This is a genomic window from Mesorhizobium sp. WSM4310 (assembly GCF_007003935.1).
GTDB lineage: Bacteria > Pseudomonadota > Alphaproteobacteria > Rhizobiales > Rhizobiaceae > Mesorhizobium.
Window position 1 is genome coordinate 22023 of the sequence record NZ_VFTA01000030.1, and the last position, 19356, is coordinate 41378.

Annotated in this window: 18 protein-coding genes; 10 read left to right on the forward strand and 8 right to left on the reverse strand. The window is 65.5% G+C overall.

Annotated elements, in window-relative coordinates:
* Positions 1–771: an IclR family transcriptional regulator gene (locus FJV80_RS26265; RefSeq protein ID WP_142877824.1), complete on the forward strand. Its 771-nt coding sequence runs from the start codon at positions 1–3 to the stop codon at positions 769–771.
* 41 nt (positions 772–812) lie between these two features.
* Here FJV80_RS26265 and FJV80_RS26270 read toward each other — a convergent pair whose 3' ends face one another.
* From FJV80_RS26270 to FJV80_RS26285, 4 genes are read right to left on the reverse strand one after another with little or no spacing between them, the layout of a single operon-like run.
* Complete coding sequence (locus FJV80_RS26270) at positions 813–2111, reverse strand: FAD-binding oxidoreductase (protein WP_185975268.1); 1299 nt, start codon at positions 2109–2111, stop codon at positions 813–815.
* Between the two features lie 2 nt (positions 2112–2113).
* Positions 2114–3484: a glutamine synthetase family protein gene (locus FJV80_RS26275; protein ID WP_142877825.1), complete on the reverse strand. Its 1371-nt coding sequence runs from the start codon at positions 3482–3484 to the stop codon at positions 2114–2116.
* A gap of 5 nt (positions 3485–3489) precedes the next feature.
* Complete coding sequence (locus FJV80_RS26280; protein ID WP_142877826.1) at positions 3490–4773, reverse strand: glycosyltransferase; 1284 nt, start codon at positions 4771–4773, stop codon at positions 3490–3492.
* Positions 4774–4783: 10 nt separating this feature from the next.
* Positions 4784–5722, reverse strand: coding sequence for a GntR family transcriptional regulator (locus tag FJV80_RS26285; protein WP_095774724.1), 939 nt, complete (start codon positions 5720–5722; stop codon positions 4784–4786).
* 235 nt (positions 5723–5957) lie between these two features.
* Between FJV80_RS26285 and FJV80_RS26290 the strand changes: the two genes are divergently transcribed.
* The 9 genes from FJV80_RS26290 to FJV80_RS26330 all read left to right on the forward strand — a co-directional run bounded on the left by FJV80_RS26290 (position 5958) and on the right by FJV80_RS26330 (position 13679).
* Positions 5958–7022, forward strand: coding sequence for a spermidine/putrescine ABC transporter substrate-binding protein (locus FJV80_RS26290; RefSeq protein WP_095792212.1), 1065 nt, complete (start codon positions 5958–5960; stop codon positions 7020–7022).
* Between the two features lie 64 nt (positions 7023–7086).
* The gene (locus tag FJV80_RS26295) at positions 7087–7929 is read left to right on the forward strand and encodes an ABC transporter permease (protein ID WP_142877851.1); all 843 of its coding nucleotides are present in this window, start codon (positions 7087–7089) and stop codon (positions 7927–7929) included.
* On the forward strand, positions 7922–8716 hold the full coding sequence (locus FJV80_RS26300) for an ABC transporter permease (protein ID WP_142877827.1): 795 nt from the start codon (positions 7922–7924) through the stop codon (positions 8714–8716). Before FJV80_RS26295 ends, FJV80_RS26300 begins: the two co-directional genes overlap by 8 nt.
* A complete protein-coding gene (locus tag FJV80_RS26305) occupies positions 8713–9786 on the forward strand; it encodes an ABC transporter ATP-binding protein (protein WP_095792215.1) in 1074 nt (357 codons plus the stop codon). The genes FJV80_RS26300 and FJV80_RS26305 overlap by 4 nt, the downstream gene beginning before the upstream one ends.
* A gap of 10 nt (positions 9787–9796) precedes the next feature.
* Positions 9797–11071: a glycosyltransferase gene (locus tag FJV80_RS26310; protein WP_095774729.1), complete on the forward strand. Its 1275-nt coding sequence runs from the start codon at positions 9797–9799 to the stop codon at positions 11069–11071.
* A complete protein-coding gene (locus FJV80_RS26315) occupies positions 11068–11418 on the forward strand; it encodes a cupin domain-containing protein (RefSeq protein ID WP_095792217.1) in 351 nt (116 codons plus the stop codon). Before FJV80_RS26310 ends, FJV80_RS26315 begins: the two co-directional genes overlap by 4 nt.
* Before the next feature lie 23 nt (positions 11419–11441).
* Entirely contained in the window at positions 11442–11783 is a 342-nt protein-coding gene (locus FJV80_RS26320) for a cupin domain-containing protein (protein WP_095774731.1), read from the forward strand.
* A 22-nt stretch (positions 11784–11805) separates the two neighbouring features.
* Complete coding sequence (locus FJV80_RS26325; protein ID WP_095774732.1) at positions 11806–12150, forward strand: cupin domain-containing protein; 345 nt, start codon at positions 11806–11808, stop codon at positions 12148–12150.
* Between the two features lie 20 nt (positions 12151–12170).
* Entirely contained in the window at positions 12171–13679 is a 1509-nt protein-coding gene (locus FJV80_RS26330) for an aldehyde dehydrogenase family protein (RefSeq protein ID WP_095774872.1), read from the forward strand.
* A 37-nt stretch (positions 13680–13716) separates the two neighbouring features.
* On the opposite strand, the gene FJV80_RS26335 is transcribed toward FJV80_RS26330, so the two are convergent.
* From FJV80_RS26335 to FJV80_RS26350, 4 genes are all read right to left on the reverse strand, one after another.
* Complete coding sequence (locus FJV80_RS26335; protein WP_142877828.1) at positions 13717–15783, reverse strand: 3-hydroxyacyl-CoA dehydrogenase NAD-binding domain-containing protein; 2067 nt, start codon at positions 15781–15783, stop codon at positions 13717–13719.
* A gap of 154 nt (positions 15784–15937) precedes the next feature.
* Complete coding sequence (locus FJV80_RS26340; RefSeq protein ID WP_095788895.1) at positions 15938–16885, reverse strand: ABC transporter permease; 948 nt, start codon at positions 16883–16885, stop codon at positions 15938–15940.
* A gap of 3 nt (positions 16886–16888) precedes the next feature.
* Positions 16889–17869 (reverse strand): ABC transporter permease, encoded by a 981-nt coding sequence (locus FJV80_RS26345; protein WP_185975269.1) that lies wholly within the window; start codon positions 17867–17869, stop codon positions 16889–16891.
* 1 nt (position 17870) lies between these two features.
* The gene (locus tag FJV80_RS26350) at positions 17871–19340 is read right to left on the reverse strand and encodes a sugar ABC transporter ATP-binding protein (protein ID WP_142877830.1); all 1470 of its coding nucleotides are present in this window, start codon (positions 19338–19340) and stop codon (positions 17871–17873) included.
* Between the last annotated feature and the right edge of the window lie 16 nt (positions 19341–19356).

Here is a 19356-nt window from a genome sequence, read left to right on the forward strand (position 1 = left end):
ATGGGCGAAGAAGCCGCTTCCCGTGATCATGTCGGCTCGCTCGAGCGCGGCCTTGCGGTCATGGAGATCCTCGCCCGCCACCCCTCCGGCATGACGCTGACGGAAATGGCCCAGCAAGCCGGCCTGACCCGGGCCGGCGCCCGCCGTTTCCTGCTGACGCTTGTCGCATCAGGCTATGCCACCCAGGACGGCCGTGTGTTCTCGCTGTCGCCGCGCCTGCTGGCCGTTGCCCGCACATGGCTCGGTGGCGGCTCGCTGTGGAGCTTCGCCGCGCCGATCATGCGCGCGGTCGCCGCGCAGCTGAACGAGGCCTGCTCTGCGGCGATCCTGTCGGGCCAGGATGTCGTCTATGTCGCCCGCATTCCTGGCCGGCGCATCCTCAGCGTCTCGCTCGATGTCGGCACCAGGCTGCCCGCCTATTGCACCTCGATGGGGCGCATGCTGCTCGCCGGCCTGGCGCCGGAGGAACTCGACGAATTTCTGCACCAGGCGACCATCGAGAGACGGACGCCGAAGACGATCACCGACATCGGGCTGCTGGCCGGGGCCATCGGCAAGGCGAAGGCGAACGGCTTTGCCATCGTCGACGAGGAGCTGGAACTCGGCCTGCGCTCCATCGCCGTGCCGATCCGCGACCGCGCTGGCAAAACGGTCGCGGCCATCAACGTCTCGACCCAGTCGGCGCGGTTTACCGTCGCCGAGATGGAGCGGGAAATCCTGCCGGCGCTGCTTGGAGCCAGACAGCGCATCGAGGATTTTTTTGTGGTCTAAGAGGTCGAACGCCGGCGGGCCAGCCTCCGATAGTTGCACCCTCAGTGCTTGATCCTGTCTCGCATCGCGTACCAAAGCATGCCCAGCACATAGAGCGGCCCGCGCAGCGCCGTGCCGCCGGGGAACGGCAGCGGCGTCAGCGTCGAGAACAGGTCGAGCCGCGAGGCGTCGCCGGTGATGGCTTCGGCCAAAAGCTTGCCCGACAGCGTCGACAGGATGACGCCCTTGCCGGAATAGCCATGCGCGAAATAGACCTCGCCATAGTGCCCGACATGCGGCAGCCGCGATGTCGTCACCGACACCAGCCCGCCCCAGGCATGATCGATGCGGCAGCCCCTGAGCTGCGGGAAGGTGGCTTCCATGTGAGGCCGCACGAAGCCGGCAATGTCGGCCGGCGGCGACGGCGTGTAGCGCTCGCCGCCGCCGAACAGCAGCCGTCCATCCGCCGACATACGATAGTAATTGACGACGAAGCGTGTGTCGGAGACCGCGACATTGGCCGGGATGACGTTGCGCTTGCCTTCCAGCGGCTCGGTGGCGACGATGTAATTGCCGACCGGCATGATGCGGCTGTTGACGCGCGGCTCCAGCCCATTGAGCAGCGCATCGCCCGCCAGCACGACATGTTTTGCGCGCACCGAGCCATTCGATGTCGAGACCCGGATCGAAGGCTCGCGCTCCAGCTTCACCGCCACCGAATTCTCGTGAATGGTGACGCCGGCGGCCACCGCCGCGCGGGCAAGGCCAAGCGTGTAGTTCAGCGGATGCATGTGGCCGCCAAGCGGCTCATACATCGCGCCATGATATGCGGTGTCGACCTTGGCCCGGGCGTCGGCTGCCGACAGGATCTCGACGTCGCGGAATTTCATCACGCTGTCGAGGCACTTGGCCTCTTCCTCCAAATCCTTGAGATCGGAGCCGTTGACGGCGCCGACCAGATGGCCGGTGAGCCTGAGATCGCAGTCGATGGCGTGGCGCTCGATGATGTCGAGCACCAGGCCGCGCGCTTCGAAGGCAAGGTCGAACAGCACCTTCGCCCGCTCCGGCCCGTAAAGCTTGACCAGGCCCTTGGCGCCCTTGCGCAGGCCGGGGATCATCTGGCCGCCATTGCGGCCCGATGCGCCCCAGCCGATCCTGCCGCCTTCGAGCAGCACCACCTTCAGGCCGCGCTCGGCGGCGTGAAGAGCAGCCGACAGGCCGGTGCAGCCGCCGCCGACGACAACCAGATCGGCTTCGACATCGCCGGCAAGCGCCGGATGGTCCGGCGCCGGATTGGCGGTGGCGACATAGTAGGATTTGCCGATATCGAGACCGGAATTGAAACCTGTTGAAGATGCCATGATCACACCTTCAGCAGCAGGTGATCGCGTTCCCAGCTCGTCACCACGCTCTGGAACAGGTCGAGCTCGACGCTCTTGACGCGCAGATAGGTCTGGAAGAAATCCTCGCCGAGCAGTTTGCGCACTGGCTCACAGGCGGTGAAGCGATCGAGCGCCTCCTCCATGGTCTTGGGCAGCGTGCTCTTGATCTTGTAGGCATTGCCCGAAGCTTCGGCCGAGCGCGCGAGTTTCTGCTCGACGCCGAGATAACCGGCGAGCAGCGAGCCGGCGATCGCCAGATAGGGATTGGAATCGGCGCCCGGCAAACGGTTCTCCACCCGCCGCGCCGAACGGCCGCCGGCCGGCACGCGCAAGCCGCAGGAGCGGTTGTCATGCGACCATTCGATGTTGGCCGGCGCGCTGTGGTTCGGCCTTATGCGGCGGAACGAATTCACATTGGGCGCGAACAGCGGCATGATTTCCGGCACATATGTCTGCAGGCCGCCGATGAAATGGCCGAACATCTCGGTGTCGGCATCATCGTCGCCGGCAAACAGCGCATTGCCCGCCTCATCGACAACGGACATGTGCAGATGCATCGAGCTGCCCGCCTGGGCCGCGATCGGCTTGGCCATGAAGGTGGCATGCATGCCGCATTGCTGCGCGGCCTGGCGCGTCAGCCGCTTGAACAAAAGCACCTGGTCGGCCAATGGCAGCGCGTCGCCATGCAGGAGGTTGATCTCCAGCTGCGCCGTGCCCGATTCATGGATCAGCGTATCGAGCGGCAGCCCGGCGGCCGCGGCATAGTCGTAGACGCGCCGGATCACCGGCTCGAATTCTTCCAGCGCCGCCATGTCATAGGGATGCTGCACGCCCTCGGCACGGCCATTCGCCCCGACCGGCGCGATCAGCGGCCTGTCCGGATCCGGGTTGGGCGCGGTCAGATAGAATTCGACCTCCGGCGCCACCACCGCGCGCCAGCCGCGCTGGCGGTAGAGATCGAGCACGGCGCGCAACACATGCCGCGGCGAGGCCATCCATGGCCGGCCATCCATGTGGAAGGCGTCGGCGAAGACATAGGCCTTCCCTGGCCCGGCGCCCGGCGCCAGGCACAACGTCGAGACGTCAGGCACCATGCGCATGTCCGGATCCGAATAGGCAAAGCCCTCGTCGATCGAGCCGGAATAGCGGCCGTCGATGCTGACGAGAAAGGCGCTGCTCGGCAGATACAGCGCGCGGTCTTCCAGCGCCTTGAGGAATTTGACCGTCGGCAGCGCCTTGCCGCGCAGCACGCCGTTCATGTCCGGCACCAGGCATTCGACCTCGTTGATGCCGTGCTGTGCCAACCAGGCCCTGGGATCGTTGGTCGCGGTATTCGTGTTCTTATCAAGCATGTCGTTCAAGTCCGTATCAGAGAGAGTATGGCTTGCGCGGCCACGTCCGTTCCGGGTTGCAGCGCCATTTGGGCTGCGTTGTCCCTCAGGCGGGCGCGCATGGCGTCGTCGGCCAGCAGGCCGAGAATGGCTCTCTCCAATACTCCTTCAGTCCAGGCATCCCGGCCGATATGATCGCCGGTGCCGGTCTCGCCGGCGCGGCGCGCATTGTCATGTCCGTCCCAGCAATAGGGCATGATCAGCGACGGCACGCCGAAGCGCAGCGCCTCGCAAAAGCTGTTGTTGCCGCCGTGGTGGATGAACAGGTCCGACTTCGCCACCACCGAAGGCTGCGGAAACCAGGCGTCGAGATAGACATTGTCCGGCACCGCGCGATAGGCGTCGCGCAGGCCGCCGACATTGACGATGAAGCGCGCCGGCAGCCTGTCGAACACGGCAAGCATGCGTTCGATCAGTCCGACATCCATGGCCCCTAAACTGCCGAAGCTGACATAGACCAGCGGCCCGCCATTGCGCGGAAACACCGGCACCTCGAACGGCCCTTCCGAGCGCACGCAGCCTTCGAGATAGACGAATCGGGCGGGATCGAGCGGTTTGGCCCGCTCGCGCCGCACGATCGACGGCGTCAGCAGCAGGTTGAGGTCGGGCGAAGCCTCCAGGAACAGGCCCTTGGGCAATGGCGCCAGGCCGGCATCCACGCGAAAGCGGTTGAAGCGGTCATGCGCCGGCGCCGAGGCCGAGAGATAGCGCGCCTCGAACGCCGCGCGTTGCGGGTCATCGGCAGCCATGCCGGAAAGGTAGGGCGGTACTTCGGCGTCCGGCAGCTCGGTCTCGGCGCAGGAGACGACGCGTACCCAGGGGCAGCCGGCGGCGGCGATCGCCGGAAACATGATGACATTGTCGAGCACCACCGCGTCGGGCTTCAGCCGCGCCAGCAATTGCCGCAGCGGCGCCTCGGCATTGACCGCCGTGTCGACAATCGCTTGCCAGGTCGGCGCGACATAGGTTTCGAGTTGGTCGATCGGACTGAGCCTAAAATGCGGCAGGTGCCGGCGCACGAAGGCCTGCCAGTAGCTCTGGCGCTCGCTGTCGCTCAGCGGCTCGTCGGTCGGCAGCTGGTATTCCTGGAAACCATAGTCGGCAAAGACGCCGGAGAAACCGGCATGGCAGATGAAGACGGGCCGGGCGCCCCGCGCCCGCAAGGCCTGCGCGATGCCGACGCAATTCAACGCGGCGCCGAAGCTTGCTTCGGGAAACAGCGCGATGGTCGGGCTGGCTCTACGCGTCAATTAATCCTCTTCATTCCGGCCGGCTGATCATGCCGAACAGGGCGGGCGCCCCGCGGCTGGCCGCTTGCGGTCGCTGGTTGCGGGAGAGCCGCAGGTGGATGCGAAGCAGATCGGCAGCCACCTCATACTGCCGGCTTTCGAGATGGTCGAGTATGTTCAGGTGTTCCAGCAAGGACTGCCGCAGCCGGAAGACGTTGACCCCGGCATAGATGCCCGGCAGCCGGCGCAGGCGCAGATGATCGGCCAGCGCGTCGGCGATGAACCGGTTGGCACAGCCCTCGGCGATCATGCCGTGGAAATCCATGTCCAGCCGCTGGAACTCACGCGTGTCGAAGGCGGCATCCGGCAACGCCGACAGAGCGTCCATGCCCTGGCGCAACGCCGCCGCCCGCGCGCCGTCCAGCCGGAATCCCGGCGTCAGGATCGCCGCCGGCTCGAGCAGCAAGCGGAACTCATAGCTTTCGCCTTGCGCCTCGGGATCGTCGGGCGTGCGCCGGAAAAGCCAGGATTGGCCGGGCGCGCGGTCCAGCAGATTCTCCTCTGTCAGTTTATTAAGCGCTTTTAGTACCGTCTTGCGATCAGCACTGTAGCGTCGCATCAGCGCCGCGGCGGTCACTGTCTGGTCCAGCCGCCGCGCCGACCGGTCGCGCAGGATCGCCTCGGCCAGATCATCCTCCTCCGCGCTCGGAAGCTCGGCGGCGATGGCCGGCTGCGCCGCGAGGTCGACCGCCAGATGATAGCCGGTATCGGCCTCCCAGCGCACGACGCCCCGTTCCGCGAGCAGGCTGAGTGCCGCCCGCACCGGCGTACGCGAGACATTGCACAGCGAGGCGATCTGCTGTTCGGGCAGGCGCGCGCCAGGCTCGAAGCCGCGCTGGCGCGCCACATCCAGGATGCGCTGCGCCAGGTCGAGATGGTTGGTGCGAGGTCGTCGGGCTGCGGCTTGCATGACTTGTCTCGGCGGATGGATATGACCGTATTGGTTTGGCCGATCGCGGGCACAAGCGCAATCGGCCAGATTCCTCGGTCGCTTGGCAAATTATGGATTGACGTACTTTTTTCTGCAATAGTACTGTCAGGATAATCGGCGATAAAAAGACCGAGGGAACAGGATCGAAAGCAGCGGCATGGGTCGCGCCCGGTCCAGCACAGAATTCGACGATCAACCGGAACGGGAGTCTGCCATGACCGCTACCAGCCCACGACGCCGTGCGCTCAAGGTCTCTTCAATCGCTCTCGGCCTTGCCATGGCGCTGTCGGCGCCGGCAATCGCCGCCGACCTCGTCATCTCCAACTGGGACGGCTACATGGCGCCCGATGCCATGGCCGCCTTCAAGACCGCCACCGGCGTCTCCGGCGAAGTGGTGGTGCACGCCACCAATGAAGAGATCATGGGCAAGCTGATCGCCGCCAGCGGCAAGGGCTATGACGTGGTCTTCGTCTCCTCGCCCTTTGCCGAGGTGCTGAACAAGCTCGGCCTGATCGAGCCGATGGACCACGCCAAGATCCCCAATCTCGCCAACCTCTACCCGGAAGCGACCAAGCTGCCGCACGATGTCGGCAACTCCTTCTCCGTGCCCTACACCTGGGGCACGACCGGCCTCTGCTACCGCTCGGACCTGGTCAAGACGGCGCCGACGAGCTGGAGCGATCTGCTCGCGCCTTCAGACGCGCTGAAGGGCAAGACCACCATGCTGGCGACCGATCGCTGGCTGCTGGCGGCCGGCCAGCTCGACAAGGGCTTTTCAGTCAACGAGACCGATCCGACCAAGATGGCCGAGGTCAAGGACCTCTTGATCTCGGCAAAGAAGACCTTGCTCGCCTATGACGACACCACCTTCTATTCCAAGCTGGTTTCGGGCGAGGCGCTGATGGTGCAGGCCTGGGACGGCTGGTGCAATTACGGCATCGCCGAGAAGCCGGAGATCAAATACGTCATTCCGAAGGAAGGTTCGGACCTCTGGGTCGACACGATGGTGGTGATGAAGGCTTCCGAGCACAAGGACGACGCCTTCAAGTTCATCAACTTCATGCTCGACGCCAAGAACCACGCCTGGGCGGCGCAGAACATCGACTACAAGGTGCCGAACAAGCCGGCGATGGAAAGCCTGCCGGCCGATTTCCTGGCCAAATTCCCCAACATGGCGATGCCGGTGGCCGATCTCGTCAAGTTCGAGCAGCTGCGTGACGTCGGCGAAGCCCAGCGCGACTATTCCAAGATCGTCAGCGAGATCAAGGCCGCGCAGTAGGCGGCATTCCAGCAGCATCTTGGAAGCAAGCTTGCGTTCCGTCCCCTCTCGCTCCTCCCTGCTGATGGCCCCGGCTCTGGTCTGGTTGACGGCGCTGATGGTGGTGCCGTGCGCGCTGGTGCTGGCGCTCGCCTTCGTCCGCCGCGGCATTTATGGCGGCATCGACTACACCTTCACGCTGGAGAATTTCGGGCTGGTCTTCGACCCGCTCTATGCCGGCATTTTCCTGAAGTCGGCGCGCATCGCCGGCACCGCCACCCTGATCGCGGTGGTGATCGGCTATGCCGCCGCCTACGCCATCTCCGCTGCCCCGCGCCGCTGGCAGCCTGTGTTCCTGTTCTTTGCCGTGCTACCGTTCTGGTCGAACTATTTGATCCGCACCTATGCCTGGATCGTGCTGCTCAACCGCGAAGGCCTGATCACGCAGCTCCTGCGCTGGTTCGGCTATACCGGCGAACCGCCGTCAATGCTCTATACCGAAGGCGCGGTCATCGCCGGCCTCGTCTACAACTATCTGCCCTTCGTCATCCTCGCCTGCTACGCGCCGCTGTCGCGGCTCAACCCCGAACTCGCCGAAGCCTCGCGCGATCTCGGCGCCTCGGCCGCCACCACATTCCGCCGTGTCATCCTGCCGCTGACCGTGCCCGGCATCGCCGCCGGCGCCGTCTTCGTCTTCGTGTTGTCGATCGGCAATTTCGTCACCCCGGCGTTGCTCGGCGGCGGCCGATTCCAGATGATCGGCAATCTCGTCTACGACCAGTTCCTCACCGCCAATGACTGGCCCTTCGGTGCCGCCTTGGCGATGGCGCTGATCGCCATCATGCTGCTGGTCCTGATGGCGCAGGCGCTCGCCGCCGACCGCGCCTCGGGGCGGGCAATGCAGGCCGGGGGAGGCGCGGATGGCTGAGCGCCCCCCTGCGACGCGGCGCACGCTATGGCTCGTGCTGAGCCTAGTCTTCGCCTTCCTCTACATCCCCATCGCCGTGCTGGTGGCACTCTCCTTCAACGAAGGCGGGCTGCCGACGGCCTGGTCCGGCTTCTCGCTGAAATGGTACGCCTCGCTGGCCAACAATTCCGCGATCCTGTCGGCCGCCCTCAACACGCTGATCGTGGCGCTGGTCTCCACCGCCATCGCCACCTTGCTCGGCACGCTGCTGGCGATCGGCGTCGAGATGCGCCGGCGGTATGGCAAGGGGCTGGAAGCCCTGATCTTCGCGCCGATGATCATTCCCGACATCGTGCTGGCGATCGCGCTGCTGTCGTTCTTCTCCATGCTCAATTTGACCATGGGCCTGCACACAATCATCCTCGCCCATGTCGTCTTCAACCTCGCCTTCGTCTGCTCGGTGGTGCGCGCAAGGCTGAAGAGCTTCGACTGGTCGATCGTCGAGGCCTCCGCCGATCTCGGCGCCTCCGCGCTCACCACCTTTCGGCGCGTGACCTTGCCGGTCATCGCGCCTGCCGTGATCGCCGGCGCGCTGCTCGCCTTCACGCTGTCGGTCGACGAGTTCATCATCGCCTTCTTCACCGCTGGCGCCGGCCGTGCCTCGACCACGCTGCCGATGCAGATCTACGCCATGATCCGCTTCGGCATCACACCTGAGATCAACGCGCTGGCGACCATCGTCATGGCCGTAAGCATCACCGCGCTGACCCTGTCGCAGCGGCTTAACAGGGGAATGATCGGCCAATGAGCGAACCGCGCACGCTGTTGGCCATCGATCATGTGTCGAAGAATTTCGGCCGGGTCACCGCCGTTGACGGCATCTCGCTCGATATCCGGGAGAACGAGTTCTTCGCGCTGCTTGGGCCCTCCGGCTGCGGCAAGACCACGCTCTTGCGCATGCTGGCCGGTTTCGAGACCCCGAGCGACGGGCGCATCCTGCTCGACGGCAAGGACATCGCCAGGACCCTGCCCAACAAGCGGCCGGTCAACCTGATGTTCCAGTCCTACGCGCTGTTCCCGCATATGAGCGTGCGCGCCAATGTCTCCTATGGGTTGGAGATGGAGCGCTTGCCGGCTAACGAAATCCGTTCCCGCGTCGACGCCATCCTGGGGACCACCGAGCTCGTCCCCTTCGCCGACCGCAGGCCGGAGCAATTGTCGGGCGGCCAGAAGCAGCGCGTCGCGCTGGCCCGCGCCCTGGTCAAGCGGCCAAGGCTGCTGCTGCTCGACGAGCCGCTCGGCGCGCTCGACAAGAAACTGCGCGGCGCCATGCAACTGGAATTGAAACGCCTGCAGCACGAGGTCGGCATCACCTTCGTCATCGTCACCCACGACCAGGAAGAATCGCTCGTCATGGCCGATCGCATGGCGGTGCTCAAGGATGGCAAACTGTTGCAATGCGACACCCCGCACACGGTCTACGAGCATCCGGCCGACCGTTTCGTCGCCGACTTCATCGGCGTGATGAATTTCATCCCGGGCAAGGCGTCAGCCGATGGTGTGGTGGCCGTGAATGGCGCGCGCATTGCCGGTAAGGTTCCCGCAACGCTCACGCCCGGTGCTTCGGCCGTAGCTTCGGTGCGGCCGGAACGCATCAGGCTATTCCCATCGATCGAGACCGCCAACCGCACCATCGGCACGGTCGAGGCGCTGGCCTATCACGGCCTCGATCTGCAGCTGCATATCCGCACACCGCTGTCGCCAAAGCCGTTCCTGGTGCGCGTCACCGCGGACGCAGCCGACCGCCGGCCAGTGTCGTCGGGCGACCAGGTCGAACTCGGCTGGGATGCCGCTGATGTCAGAATTTTCGCAGAATAGGAGAAGCTTGATGGCGCAGAAGACGATCGCCTTTTTCCCGGAAGCCGCCTACGGCCCGGCGCTCAATTCCGTCGGCATCGCCCAGGCCGTCGAGGCGCGCGGCCACAAGGCGGTGTTTCTGTCCGATCCCGGCTTCGTCGAGGTCTATCGGGGCTACGGCTTCGAGGCGCATCCGGTGAACCTGTCCGAGCCGATGCCGCCCGAGCAGATGGCGAAATTCTGGGAGGACTTCATCAACGGCCACATCCCGAATTTCCGCAAATCGCCCTACGACCAGGTCGACAATTACGTCAAGGATTGCTGGACGGCGATCGTCGACAGCGCCAAATGGGCGCAGAAGGATCTGCCGGGCGTGCTGGCCGCCATCAAGCCCGACGTCATCTGCGTCGACAATGTCATCCTGTTCCCAGCCATAAAACAGTTCGGCAAGCCATGGGTGCGCGTCATCTCCTGCTCGGAAAACGAGATCGAGGACGAGGACATCCCGCCGCATCTGTCGGGCTGCGGCGAGAATGACCATGCCGGCCACCAGCGCTACCGCGACCACTTCAACGCGGTGATCAAGCCGATCCATGACGACTTCAATGCCTTCCTGAAGGCCAACAACGAGGCGCCTTACCCGATCGGCCAGTTCTTCGAGGCCTCGCCCTATCTCAATTTGCTGCTCTATCCCGAAGCGGCGAAGTTCAAGCGCCGCCATCCGCTCGACCCGGTGAAATTCCAGTATCTCGAAGGCTGCGTGCGGCAGGAGAAGCCCTATGCGGTGCCCACCTTCGCGAAGAACAATGACGGGCCGCTGCTCTATGTCTCCTTCGGCAGCCTCGGCGCCGGCGATGTCGAGCTCTTGAAGCGCATCATCGCCACGCTGGGCAAGACCCGCTACCGCGCGCTGGTCAATGTCGGCGGCTACAAGGATCAGTATACGGACGTGCCCGGCAACGTCATCGTCGAGAGCTGGTTCCCGCAGCCTTCGGTGATCCCGCAGGTCGATGCCGTCATCCACCATGGCGGCAACAACTCGTTCACCGAGTGCCTCTATTTCGGCAAGCCGGCGATCATCATGCCCTATGTCTGGGATGGTCACGACAACGCCACCCGCGTCGAGGAAACCGGCCATGGCTTCGGCATGCCGCGCTACGACTGGAGCGATACCGATCTGGTCGCGAAGATCGAGGCCTGCCTGACCGATCCCCAGATGAAGGCGGAGCTGGCGAGGACATCGGCACAGATGCACGCGCAGAGCGGGCCTGAGAAGGCTGCCGGTTTGCTGGAGGCGTTGCTGTGACCTCCTCCGCTCCGCATCTTCACCAGGCATCCACCCGCACCGATCTCGTCGACTGGGGCGCCCAGCCGGACGTACTGGACGGCGCGTCGCACTCCACCGGCAGGCTGCTGCACAAGGGCCCGAACAACCAGCCGGAATCCGGCATCTGGGTCTGCACGCCGGGCCGCTGGCGGCTCTCGATCCCGCGCGATGAATTGTGCCATTTCGTCGTCGGCCGTGCGACCTACCGCTCGGATGTCGGCGAAGTGATAGAAGTCTCGGCCGGGACCGTGGTCATGTTCCCCGCCGGCTGGACGGGCGAATGCACGGTGCACGAGACCATGCGCAACATCTACATGCTGGCCTGACATCGCGACACCGGGAGCAAGACATGTCGACACCGCACTGGCCACAGGCCTCGAGCGTGGAACTGGAGGATTGGGGTGCGGGCAGCAACACGCTTGCCGGCGCGCCGCGCGCCTCCGGCAAGATCCTGTCGCAGAATCCGGACGGGTCGAGCGAATGCGGCCTGTGGTCGTGCACGCCGGGCACCCGCAAGGTCACCTTCGCCACCGACGAGTTCTGCCACTTCCTGTCTGGTCACGGCAGCTATGTCCACGAGCACGGCGAACAGATTCCGGTCGAGGCCGGCACGCTGGTGTTCTTTCCGGCCGGCTGGACCGGCATTTCCATCGTCACGCAAACGCTGACCAAGGCCTTCATGTGCCGGTGAGCATCATTTCAAGGAAATCCATATGACCACGCCCATCATGCAATCGCCGCTCGCCGTCACCGACCTCGTCGACTGGGGCATCATCCCGACGATGATCGAGGGCCAGTCCCACACCTCGGGCAAGCTGCTCCACAAGGGACCGGAAGGCCGCTCCGAATGCGGGTTGTGGGTCTGCACGCCGGGCAAATGGCACTGCCACGTCACCCGCGACGAGTTCTGCCATTTCCTCGAAGGCCGCTGCACCTATGTGCACGAATCGGGCGAGGTGATCGAAATCGAGCCGGACACGGCGGCTTTCTTCCCACAGGACTGGAAGGGCGTCTGCACCGTCCATGAGACGATCAAGAAGGTCTACATGATCCGCTGAGCGGATCTGAGAGGATGTCCATGCATTTCTCCGCTGACCGGCCGACCTTCTTCGTCAATCCGGACTACCGGCCTATGGCCGGTGCAAACAAACCGGTGATCGATCCGGCCACGCTGGAAACGGTCGGCGCCATCGCCGCGGCCAGCGACGGTGAGATCGATACTGTGCTCGCCGCCGCGACCGGGGCGCAGGCCGCCTGGAAAAGGCTCGATGCCAAGAGCCGGGCGAAGCACCTGCATGCCGTAGCCAACGCCATCGAGGCCGCCGATTTCACCCGCTGCGCCGAGCTGATGGTGCGCGAGATGGGCAAGCCCTATCCGGAAGCCATCGGCGAGATCGCCAATTGCGCGCCGATCTTCCGCTACTATGCCGAGATGGCGCGCGACGACGCCGGCAAGATCGCCGGAACGACGCAGGCCGGCTCGTTCCAATATGCGCGCTACGAGCCCTATGGCGTCTCCGTCCACATCATGCCCTACAATTTTCCGATCCTGTTGATGTGCTGGACGGTGGCGGCATCGCTTGCCGCGGGCAATGCCTGCATCGTCAAGCCGGCCGAGGCGACGACGCTGTCGACGCTGGACTACATGGCCGTGTTCCGCTCGCTGCCGGCAGGCCTGGTCTCCTGCCTGCCCGGCGGCGCGGCGACCGCCCAGGGGCTGATCACGTCCGACCGCACCCATGCGGTTGCCTTCACCGGCTCGGTCGCCGCCGGCAAGGCGGTGGCCGTCGCCTGCGCCGAACGCATGAAGCCTTGCGTCATCGAGGCCGGCGGCAGCGACCCGTTGATCATCAGCGAACACGCGCCGCTGGAGGTCGCCGCGGCCGGCAGCGTCACCGCCGCCTTCCACCTCACAGGCCAGGTCTGCACTTCGGCCGAGCGCTTCTTCGTCGTCGATGCCGTGCATGACCGCTTCGTCGAGTTGTTTGCCGAAAGGACACGCGCGCTGCGCATCGGCAACGGCATGGACAAGGCCGAGATCGGCCCCCTGGTCAGCGAAGCGGCTCGAGCCAAGGTCATGCGTCTTGTCGATGACGCCATTGCCCATGGCGCCGAGGCCGTCACCGGCGGGCGCATCCCGCCGTCGCACGACACCGGCTGGTTCTACGAGCCGACGATCCTGACTGGCGTCACCCCTGGCATGGCGATCGTGCGCGAAGAGTGTTTTGGGCCGGTCGCCGCCATCTGCCGGGTGAAGGATTTCGACGAGGCGATACGGCTTGCCAATGACAGCCCGTTCGGGCTCGGCGCCTCGGTGTTCACCACCGACCTCGCCGAAGCGCATGAGGCGGCCGAACGGCTCGAGGCCGGCATGGTCTGGGTCAACAACCCGCTGATCGACAATGACGCCCTGCCCTTCGGCGGCTGGAAGGCGTCAGGCCTCGGCCGCGAACTGGGACGGCAGGGGCTCGATGCCTTCCGTCGCTCGAAGATGGTCATCATCGACCACAGACCGGCGATCCAGGACTGGTGGTATCCCTACCCCGACAACTGGTTCCGCGAGACCGGCGGCCGCAAGCACGTGTGAGGGAATGGCGCGGCAACACCGCGCGGCTCGACGACGTTTACGCCTCCGCCTCCCAGGAGCCGGTCTCGGCCGTCCGCTTCAGCAGCGGAGCCGGCTTGAACACGTCCTTGCCGGTCCGCTTGTGCCACTGGTCGAGCCGTTCGACGATCTTTGCCGGCCCTTCGAGACCGGCCCAGAACATCGGGCCGCCCTTGCCGATGGGAAAACCGTAGCCATTGGCCCAGACGACATCGATGTCGGAGGCACGGGCCGCGATCTTCTCTTCGAGGATTTTCGCTCCCTCGTTGATCAGGGGATAGAGCGTGCGCTCGATGATTTCTTCCGCGCTGATCGCGCGCGGCGCAATGCCCTTCTCAGCAGCCTTGTCGCGGATCAGCGCCTCGACCTCCGGATCTGGAACGCCTGCCCTTGCGCCGGCTTCGTAGAGATAGAAACCCCGACCGGTCTTCTGGCCGAAACGTCCCAGTTCGCACAGCGTGTCGGCGATGTCGGCCGTCAGGCCACGCGCCTTGCGGTTGCGCCAGCCAATGTCGAGGCCGGCGAGATCGCCCATCTGGAACGGGCCCATCGGCCAGCCGAAATCGGTGAACGCCTTGTCGATCTGGCTGGGTGTCGCGCCCTCCAGCAGCAGCGCTTCCGATTCCGAACCGCGTGCGGCCAGCATGCGGTTGCCGACGAAGCCGTGGCAGACGCCGACGACGACCGCCACCTTGCCGATCCGCCGCGCGAGATCGACCACCGTCGCCAGCGCATCCGGCGCGGTCTTGTCGGCCCGCACGATCTCCAGCAGCTTCATGACATTGGCCGGCGAGAAGAAATGCAGGCCGAGCACATCCTGCGGCCGCGAGATCGAGCCGGCGATTTCATTGATGTCGAGATAGGAGGTGTTTGTAGCGAGGATGGCGCCCGGCTTGGCGATAGCATCCAGCTTGCCGAAAACCTGCTTCTTCACCGCCATGTCCTCGAACACCGCCTCGATGATCAGGTCGCAATCGGCGAGATCGGCATAGTCGGTCGAGCCCTTGAACTGGGCGAGCCGCTGACGCCTGGCGTCTTCGGTCAGGGAACCACGCGAAACGGAGACGGCATAGTTCTTCTCGATCATGCCCAGCCCGCGCTGCAGCGCTTCCGCGCTGGTTTCCAGCAAGGTGACCGAAAAACCGCCATTGGCGAAGGCCATGGCGATGCCGCCGCCCATGGTGCCGGCGCCGATGACGCCGACGCGGGCAATCCTGCGCTTGGGCGTGTCCTTGCCCGGAAGCTTCGCCGCCTCGCGTTCGGCGAAGAACAGGTGCCGTTGCGCCCGCGACTGGTCGCTGGCGACCAGTCTCGCGAACAGCGCGCGCTCCGCCGCCAGCGCCTCGTCGAAGGGTAGCGTGAGGGCATTGCGCACGGCTTGCGCGCAGGCGACCGGCGCTTCCAGCCCGCGCGCTTTTCTGGTTAGGTCCGCCGCCTCGGCGTCGAAAGCCGCCAGATCGGTTTCCCCAAGCCCGTCATTGCGATCGCGCACCGGCGTGAACGGACCACCCTTGCGGGCGATTTCCCGGGCGAAGTTCACCGCATGCGTGGTGAGGTCGCCCTCGAAAACGGCATCGACGAGACCGGCTGCATGCGCCTCGTCGGCACCGACCGGCGAACCCGAGACAATCATCTTCAGCGCCTTCACCGCGCCGACAAGACGTGGCAGCCGCACCGTACCGCCGCCGCCAGGCAGCAGGCCGAGCTTCACCTCGGGCAGGCCGAGTTTGGCGCCGGCATCGGCAACGCGGAAATGACAGCCGAGCGCCAGTTCCAGCCCGCCGCCGAGCGCGGTGCCGTGGATGGCGGCGACCGTCGGTTTGGCGATGGTTTCCAGCATCGCAACGACGGCGCGCAGATCGGGCTGCTGCACCGGCTTGCCGAATTCGGTGATGTCAGCGCCGGCGACAAAGGTCCGGCCGGCGCAGGCAATCACGATGGCCGTGACCGAAGCGTCATCGCGCAAGTCGACAAGCGCCTGCATCAGCGGCTCGCGGACATGGAAACTCAGTGCGTTGACCGGCGGATTGTCGATGGTGACGATGGCGACGCCATTGTCGTTCACGACGCTGACAGAATTGGACAAGCAGAGCCCTCCCGGGACCGACTGAGATCGCGGAAGGGTTTACTAGGCCGCGCCGCGAATGGGAACCCGCTGTTGGGCTGGCCCAACGTTTGGCGGCGCGACGGGCTGCCCCAGAAGCTTGCGGCGATGCTCGCCGGACGCTCGGGAACGGCGATCACCGCACCGCCTTTTCCCCGCCTGCCGCCGTAATCACCCCGACGATGATCAGCCCCGTCAAAAGCAGGCGAACGCCCGCGCTGACCCCGAATGTGTTGAGCATGGTCAAGAGCAGCACCAGAAACAGCGCCGCGCCCCACACGCCGGGCACATTGGCCTTGCCGCCGGCCACCGACGTGCCGCCGATGACGACGACGGCGATCGAGGCGAGCAGATATTCATTGCCGATATCGACATTGGCGCCGCGGAAATAGCCGGCGAGCAGCGCGCCGTCGATGCCGCCGAGCGCGCCCGACAGCGTGTAGGTGAGGAAGCGGATGCGGCCGACATTGACGCCGGCGAGCCATGCGGCGCGGATGTTCTGGCCGATCGCCAGCACCGAGCGGCCATAGATCATGCGCTGCAGGGCGATGGCCGCGCCGATGGTGAACAGCACGGTCAGCACCGCCAGCACCGGAATGCCCAGGATCTGCCAGTTGGTGAAATCGGCAAAGCCGGGCGGCGGCTTGATCTGCAGCCCACGCCCATAGCTGATGTCGATCGACTGGATGATGAAGCTCGCCGACAAGGTGGCGATGATCGGCGGAATGCGCAGCGCCCAGATCAGCAGATAGTTGACCGCGCCGATCGCAGCGCCGCAGGCGAGCGCCGCCAGAAGGCCTACAACGATCATGGAATCGCTGCCGGCCATCACTTTCATGGCGACCGCGCTGGCGAGGCCGATATTGGCCGGCAGCGACAGGTCGACATTGCCGGGCCCAAGCGTGATGACGAACATCTGGCCGACGCCGACGATGACCGTGAACACCGCGAGCGACAACGCCGCCGTGACCATGCCGCCGGCGCCGTAGCCGCCGGTGAAGGCGATCGTCGCCAGCCACACGACAAGCGCGCCGAGGAACGACCATACCCAGGGCTTGCCGGCCAGCGATCTAACCAGGATCATCGCTTACCTCTCCCTGCGGCTGATCAGCACCCGCGCCGCCAGCACGATGATCAGGATGGCGCCGTTGGCGGCCACCTGCCAGTCCGGCGGAATGTGCATGAAGGTGAGCAGCGGCGAAGCGGCCAGCGCCAGTGTCAGCGCGCCGATCACCGCGCCGATCGGCGACACCCGGCCGCCGACGAATTCGCCGCCGCCGAGGATGACGCCGGCGATCGACAGCAGCGTATAGCCATTGCCGATATTGGCATCGGCCGAGGTGGTGATGCCGATCAGCGCCATGCCCGACAGCACGCCGAACACGCCGGCCAGCGCGAACAGCACGATCTTGGTTCTGAGCAGCGACCAGCCGGCGCGCTTGAGCGCCGCCGGATTGCCGCCGGAGCCGCGCAGGATCACGCCATAGGAGGTGCGCATCAGGCCGAAATGGACGATGAGGCCTATCAGCAGCGCCGCGATGATCGGGAACGGCACGAAGGGCGGCTTGAACGACATGATCGCCAGCAGCCAGTCCGGCGCCTTGCCGCCGGGCTTGGGCAGGACGAGGATGGCGAGCCCCTGCCAGACGAAACTCATGCCGAGCGTCACCACGATCGACGGCAGATTGCGCAGGCGGATCAGCGCGCCGAGCAGCGCATAGACGCCGATCGAGCCAACCAGGATGGCGACGCCGATGAGCGGCGCGTCCTTCAGCCAGGTCGCGGTGACGCAGCCGACGAAACCGACGAAGGTGCCGATCGACAGGTCGAGCTCATTGCCTGAAATGACGAACATCTGCGCGATCGTCGCCAGCGCGATCGGGATCGCCAGGTTCAGCATCAGGCTGAAGCCGAAATAGCTGATGGCGCGTGGGTTGAGCCAGGCGATGGCGAGCAGCACCAATGCCAGCGACAGCGCCGGCAGCAGCCCGCGCAGCATGCGGGCACGGGCCAGCGCGCCACGCTCGGCGGAGCTCCTGGTGGTGGCGTCGAGGCTGGCGGCGGTCATCTCAGGCCGCATCGCCGAAGGAGGACTGGATGATCTTCTCCTCGGTCAATTCGTCGCGACCCAGATTGGCGACGATGCGGCCGTTCTTGAAGACATAGACATGGTCGCAATTGTCGAGTTCCTCGGTTTCCGTGGTGTACCAGAGGAAGGTGCGGCCGCGGCCAGCCTCCTCGCGCACGAGGTCGTAGACTTCCAGCTTGGTGCCGATATCGACGCCGCGCATCGGATCGTCCATCAGCACGATCTGGGCATCCGAGCCGAGCGCGCGGGCAAACAGCGCCTTCTGCTGGTTGCCGCCCGAAAGCGAGAAGATGTTGTTGTTCATGTCGGGCGTGCGGATGCCGATCTTCTTCTGCCAGAACTGGGCCAACTCGGCCTCGCGCCGCGGCGAGATCAGCAGCCCGTTGCGCAGCCGCGCCAGCGATCGGATGCCGATGTTCTCGGCGATCGACCATTGCGGGAAGATCCCGTCCGACTGGCGGTCCCCGGCGACCAGCGCCACCGGCGCGGTCACTTCGATCCCGGTCCTGGCGCGGGAGGCGGCCGCGAAGATCGCCAGCAACAGGTCGGTCTGGCCATGTCCCGCCAGCCCGGCAAGGCCGATGATCTCGCCGGCGCGGGCGACAAGGTCGGCGCCGTCCTTCTGCGCGGCGGGACGCGCCCGCACCCGCAACGGACCGTCAGCCGGCTTGGCCGCGGCAATCTCGGCGGCGATCTTCTGGCGCGCTTCCGCCCCGCCCATCGCGGTCACCAGCCGGTCGCGGTCGAAGGCATTCGCCGCGTCGGCGACCACCACCTTGCCGTCGCGCATCACCACGATGCGGTCGGCATTCCTGAGCACCTCGCCCAGAACATGCGAGATCAGGATGCAGCTCTTGCCGCCGGCGATGAAGCGGCGCACGAAGGCCAGCAATTGGCCAGCCGTGTGCGCGTCCAGCGATGATGTTGGCTCGTCGAGGATGACGAGGTCGAGCCTGTCCTGCGTCACCGTGAAGGCGCGCGCCACCTCGACCATCTGGCGCCGGCCGATCGACAGGTCGCCGACAATATCCCAGGCCGAGATGCCGTGATCGGGAAAGATCTCGTCAAGCTTGGCGGTGATCAGCGCGGCCGCCTTGCGCCGCCAGCCGAGGCCCGAGAGCGAGGCGTGGTTGATGCGCGTGTTTTCGGCGACGCTGAGATTGGGGCACAGCGACAGTTCCTGGAACACGCAGCGTATGCCGAGCTTTTGCGCCCGCGACACCGCGTAGTTGTCCTCGATGCCGCCATGCACGCCGATCTTGCCGCTGTCGGGCGTCAGCGTGCCCGCCACCATGTGCATCAGCGTCGATTTTCCGGCGCCATTGTGGCCGACCAGGCCGACGCATTCGCCGGGCCGGACGTGGAAGTCCACGCCGCCCAGCGCGCGAACGGCGCCGAAATGTTTTTCGGCGCCGTTCAGTCTGATGATGTCAGCGTTCCCTTCGGGCATGCCTAGATATATCCGC

Coding starts and splice junctions, on each gene's coding strand:
- FJV80_RS26350 (WP_142877830.1), bottom strand. CDS start 19,340: ATGCCCGAAGGGAACGCTGACATCATCAGACTGAACGGCGCCGAAAAA.
- FJV80_RS26330 (WP_095774872.1), top strand. CDS start 12,171: ATGCATTTCTCCGCTGACCGGCCGACCTTCTTCGTCAATCCGGACTAC.
- FJV80_RS26300 (WP_142877827.1), top strand. CDS start 7,922: ATGGCTGAGCGCCCCCCTGCGACGCGGCGCACGCTATGGCTCGTGCTG.
- FJV80_RS26325 (WP_095774732.1), top strand. CDS start 11,806: ATGACCACGCCCATCATGCAATCGCCGCTCGCCGTCACCGACCTCGTC.
- FJV80_RS26340 (WP_095788895.1), bottom strand. CDS start 16,885: ATGATCCTGGTTAGATCGCTGGCCGGCAAGCCCTGGGTATGGTCGTTC.
- FJV80_RS26320 (WP_095774731.1), top strand. CDS start 11,442: ATGTCGACACCGCACTGGCCACAGGCCTCGAGCGTGGAACTGGAGGAT.
- FJV80_RS26310 (WP_095774729.1), top strand. CDS start 9,797: ATGGCGCAGAAGACGATCGCCTTTTTCCCGGAAGCCGCCTACGGCCCG.
- FJV80_RS26265 (WP_142877824.1), top strand. CDS start 1: ATGGGCGAAGAAGCCGCTTCCCGTGATCATGTCGGCTCGCTCGAGCGC.
- FJV80_RS26270 (WP_185975268.1), bottom strand. CDS start 2,111: ATGGCATCTTCAACAGGTTTCAATTCCGGTCTCGATATCGGCAAATCC.
- FJV80_RS26275 (WP_142877825.1), bottom strand. CDS start 3,484: ATGCTTGATAAGAACACGAATACCGCGACCAACGATCCCAGGGCCTGG.
- FJV80_RS26285 (WP_095774724.1), bottom strand. CDS start 5,722: ATGCAAGCCGCAGCCCGACGACCTCGCACCAACCATCTCGACCTGGCG.
- FJV80_RS26345 (WP_185975269.1), bottom strand. CDS start 17,869: ATGACCGCCGCCAGCCTCGACGCCACCACCAGGAGCTCCGCCGAGCGT.
- FJV80_RS26305 (WP_095792215.1), top strand. CDS start 8,713: ATGAGCGAACCGCGCACGCTGTTGGCCATCGATCATGTGTCGAAGAAT.
- FJV80_RS26290 (WP_095792212.1), top strand. CDS start 5,958: ATGACCGCTACCAGCCCACGACGCCGTGCGCTCAAGGTCTCTTCAATC.
- FJV80_RS26295 (WP_142877851.1), top strand. CDS start 7,087: ATGGCCCCGGCTCTGGTCTGGTTGACGGCGCTGATGGTGGTGCCGTGC.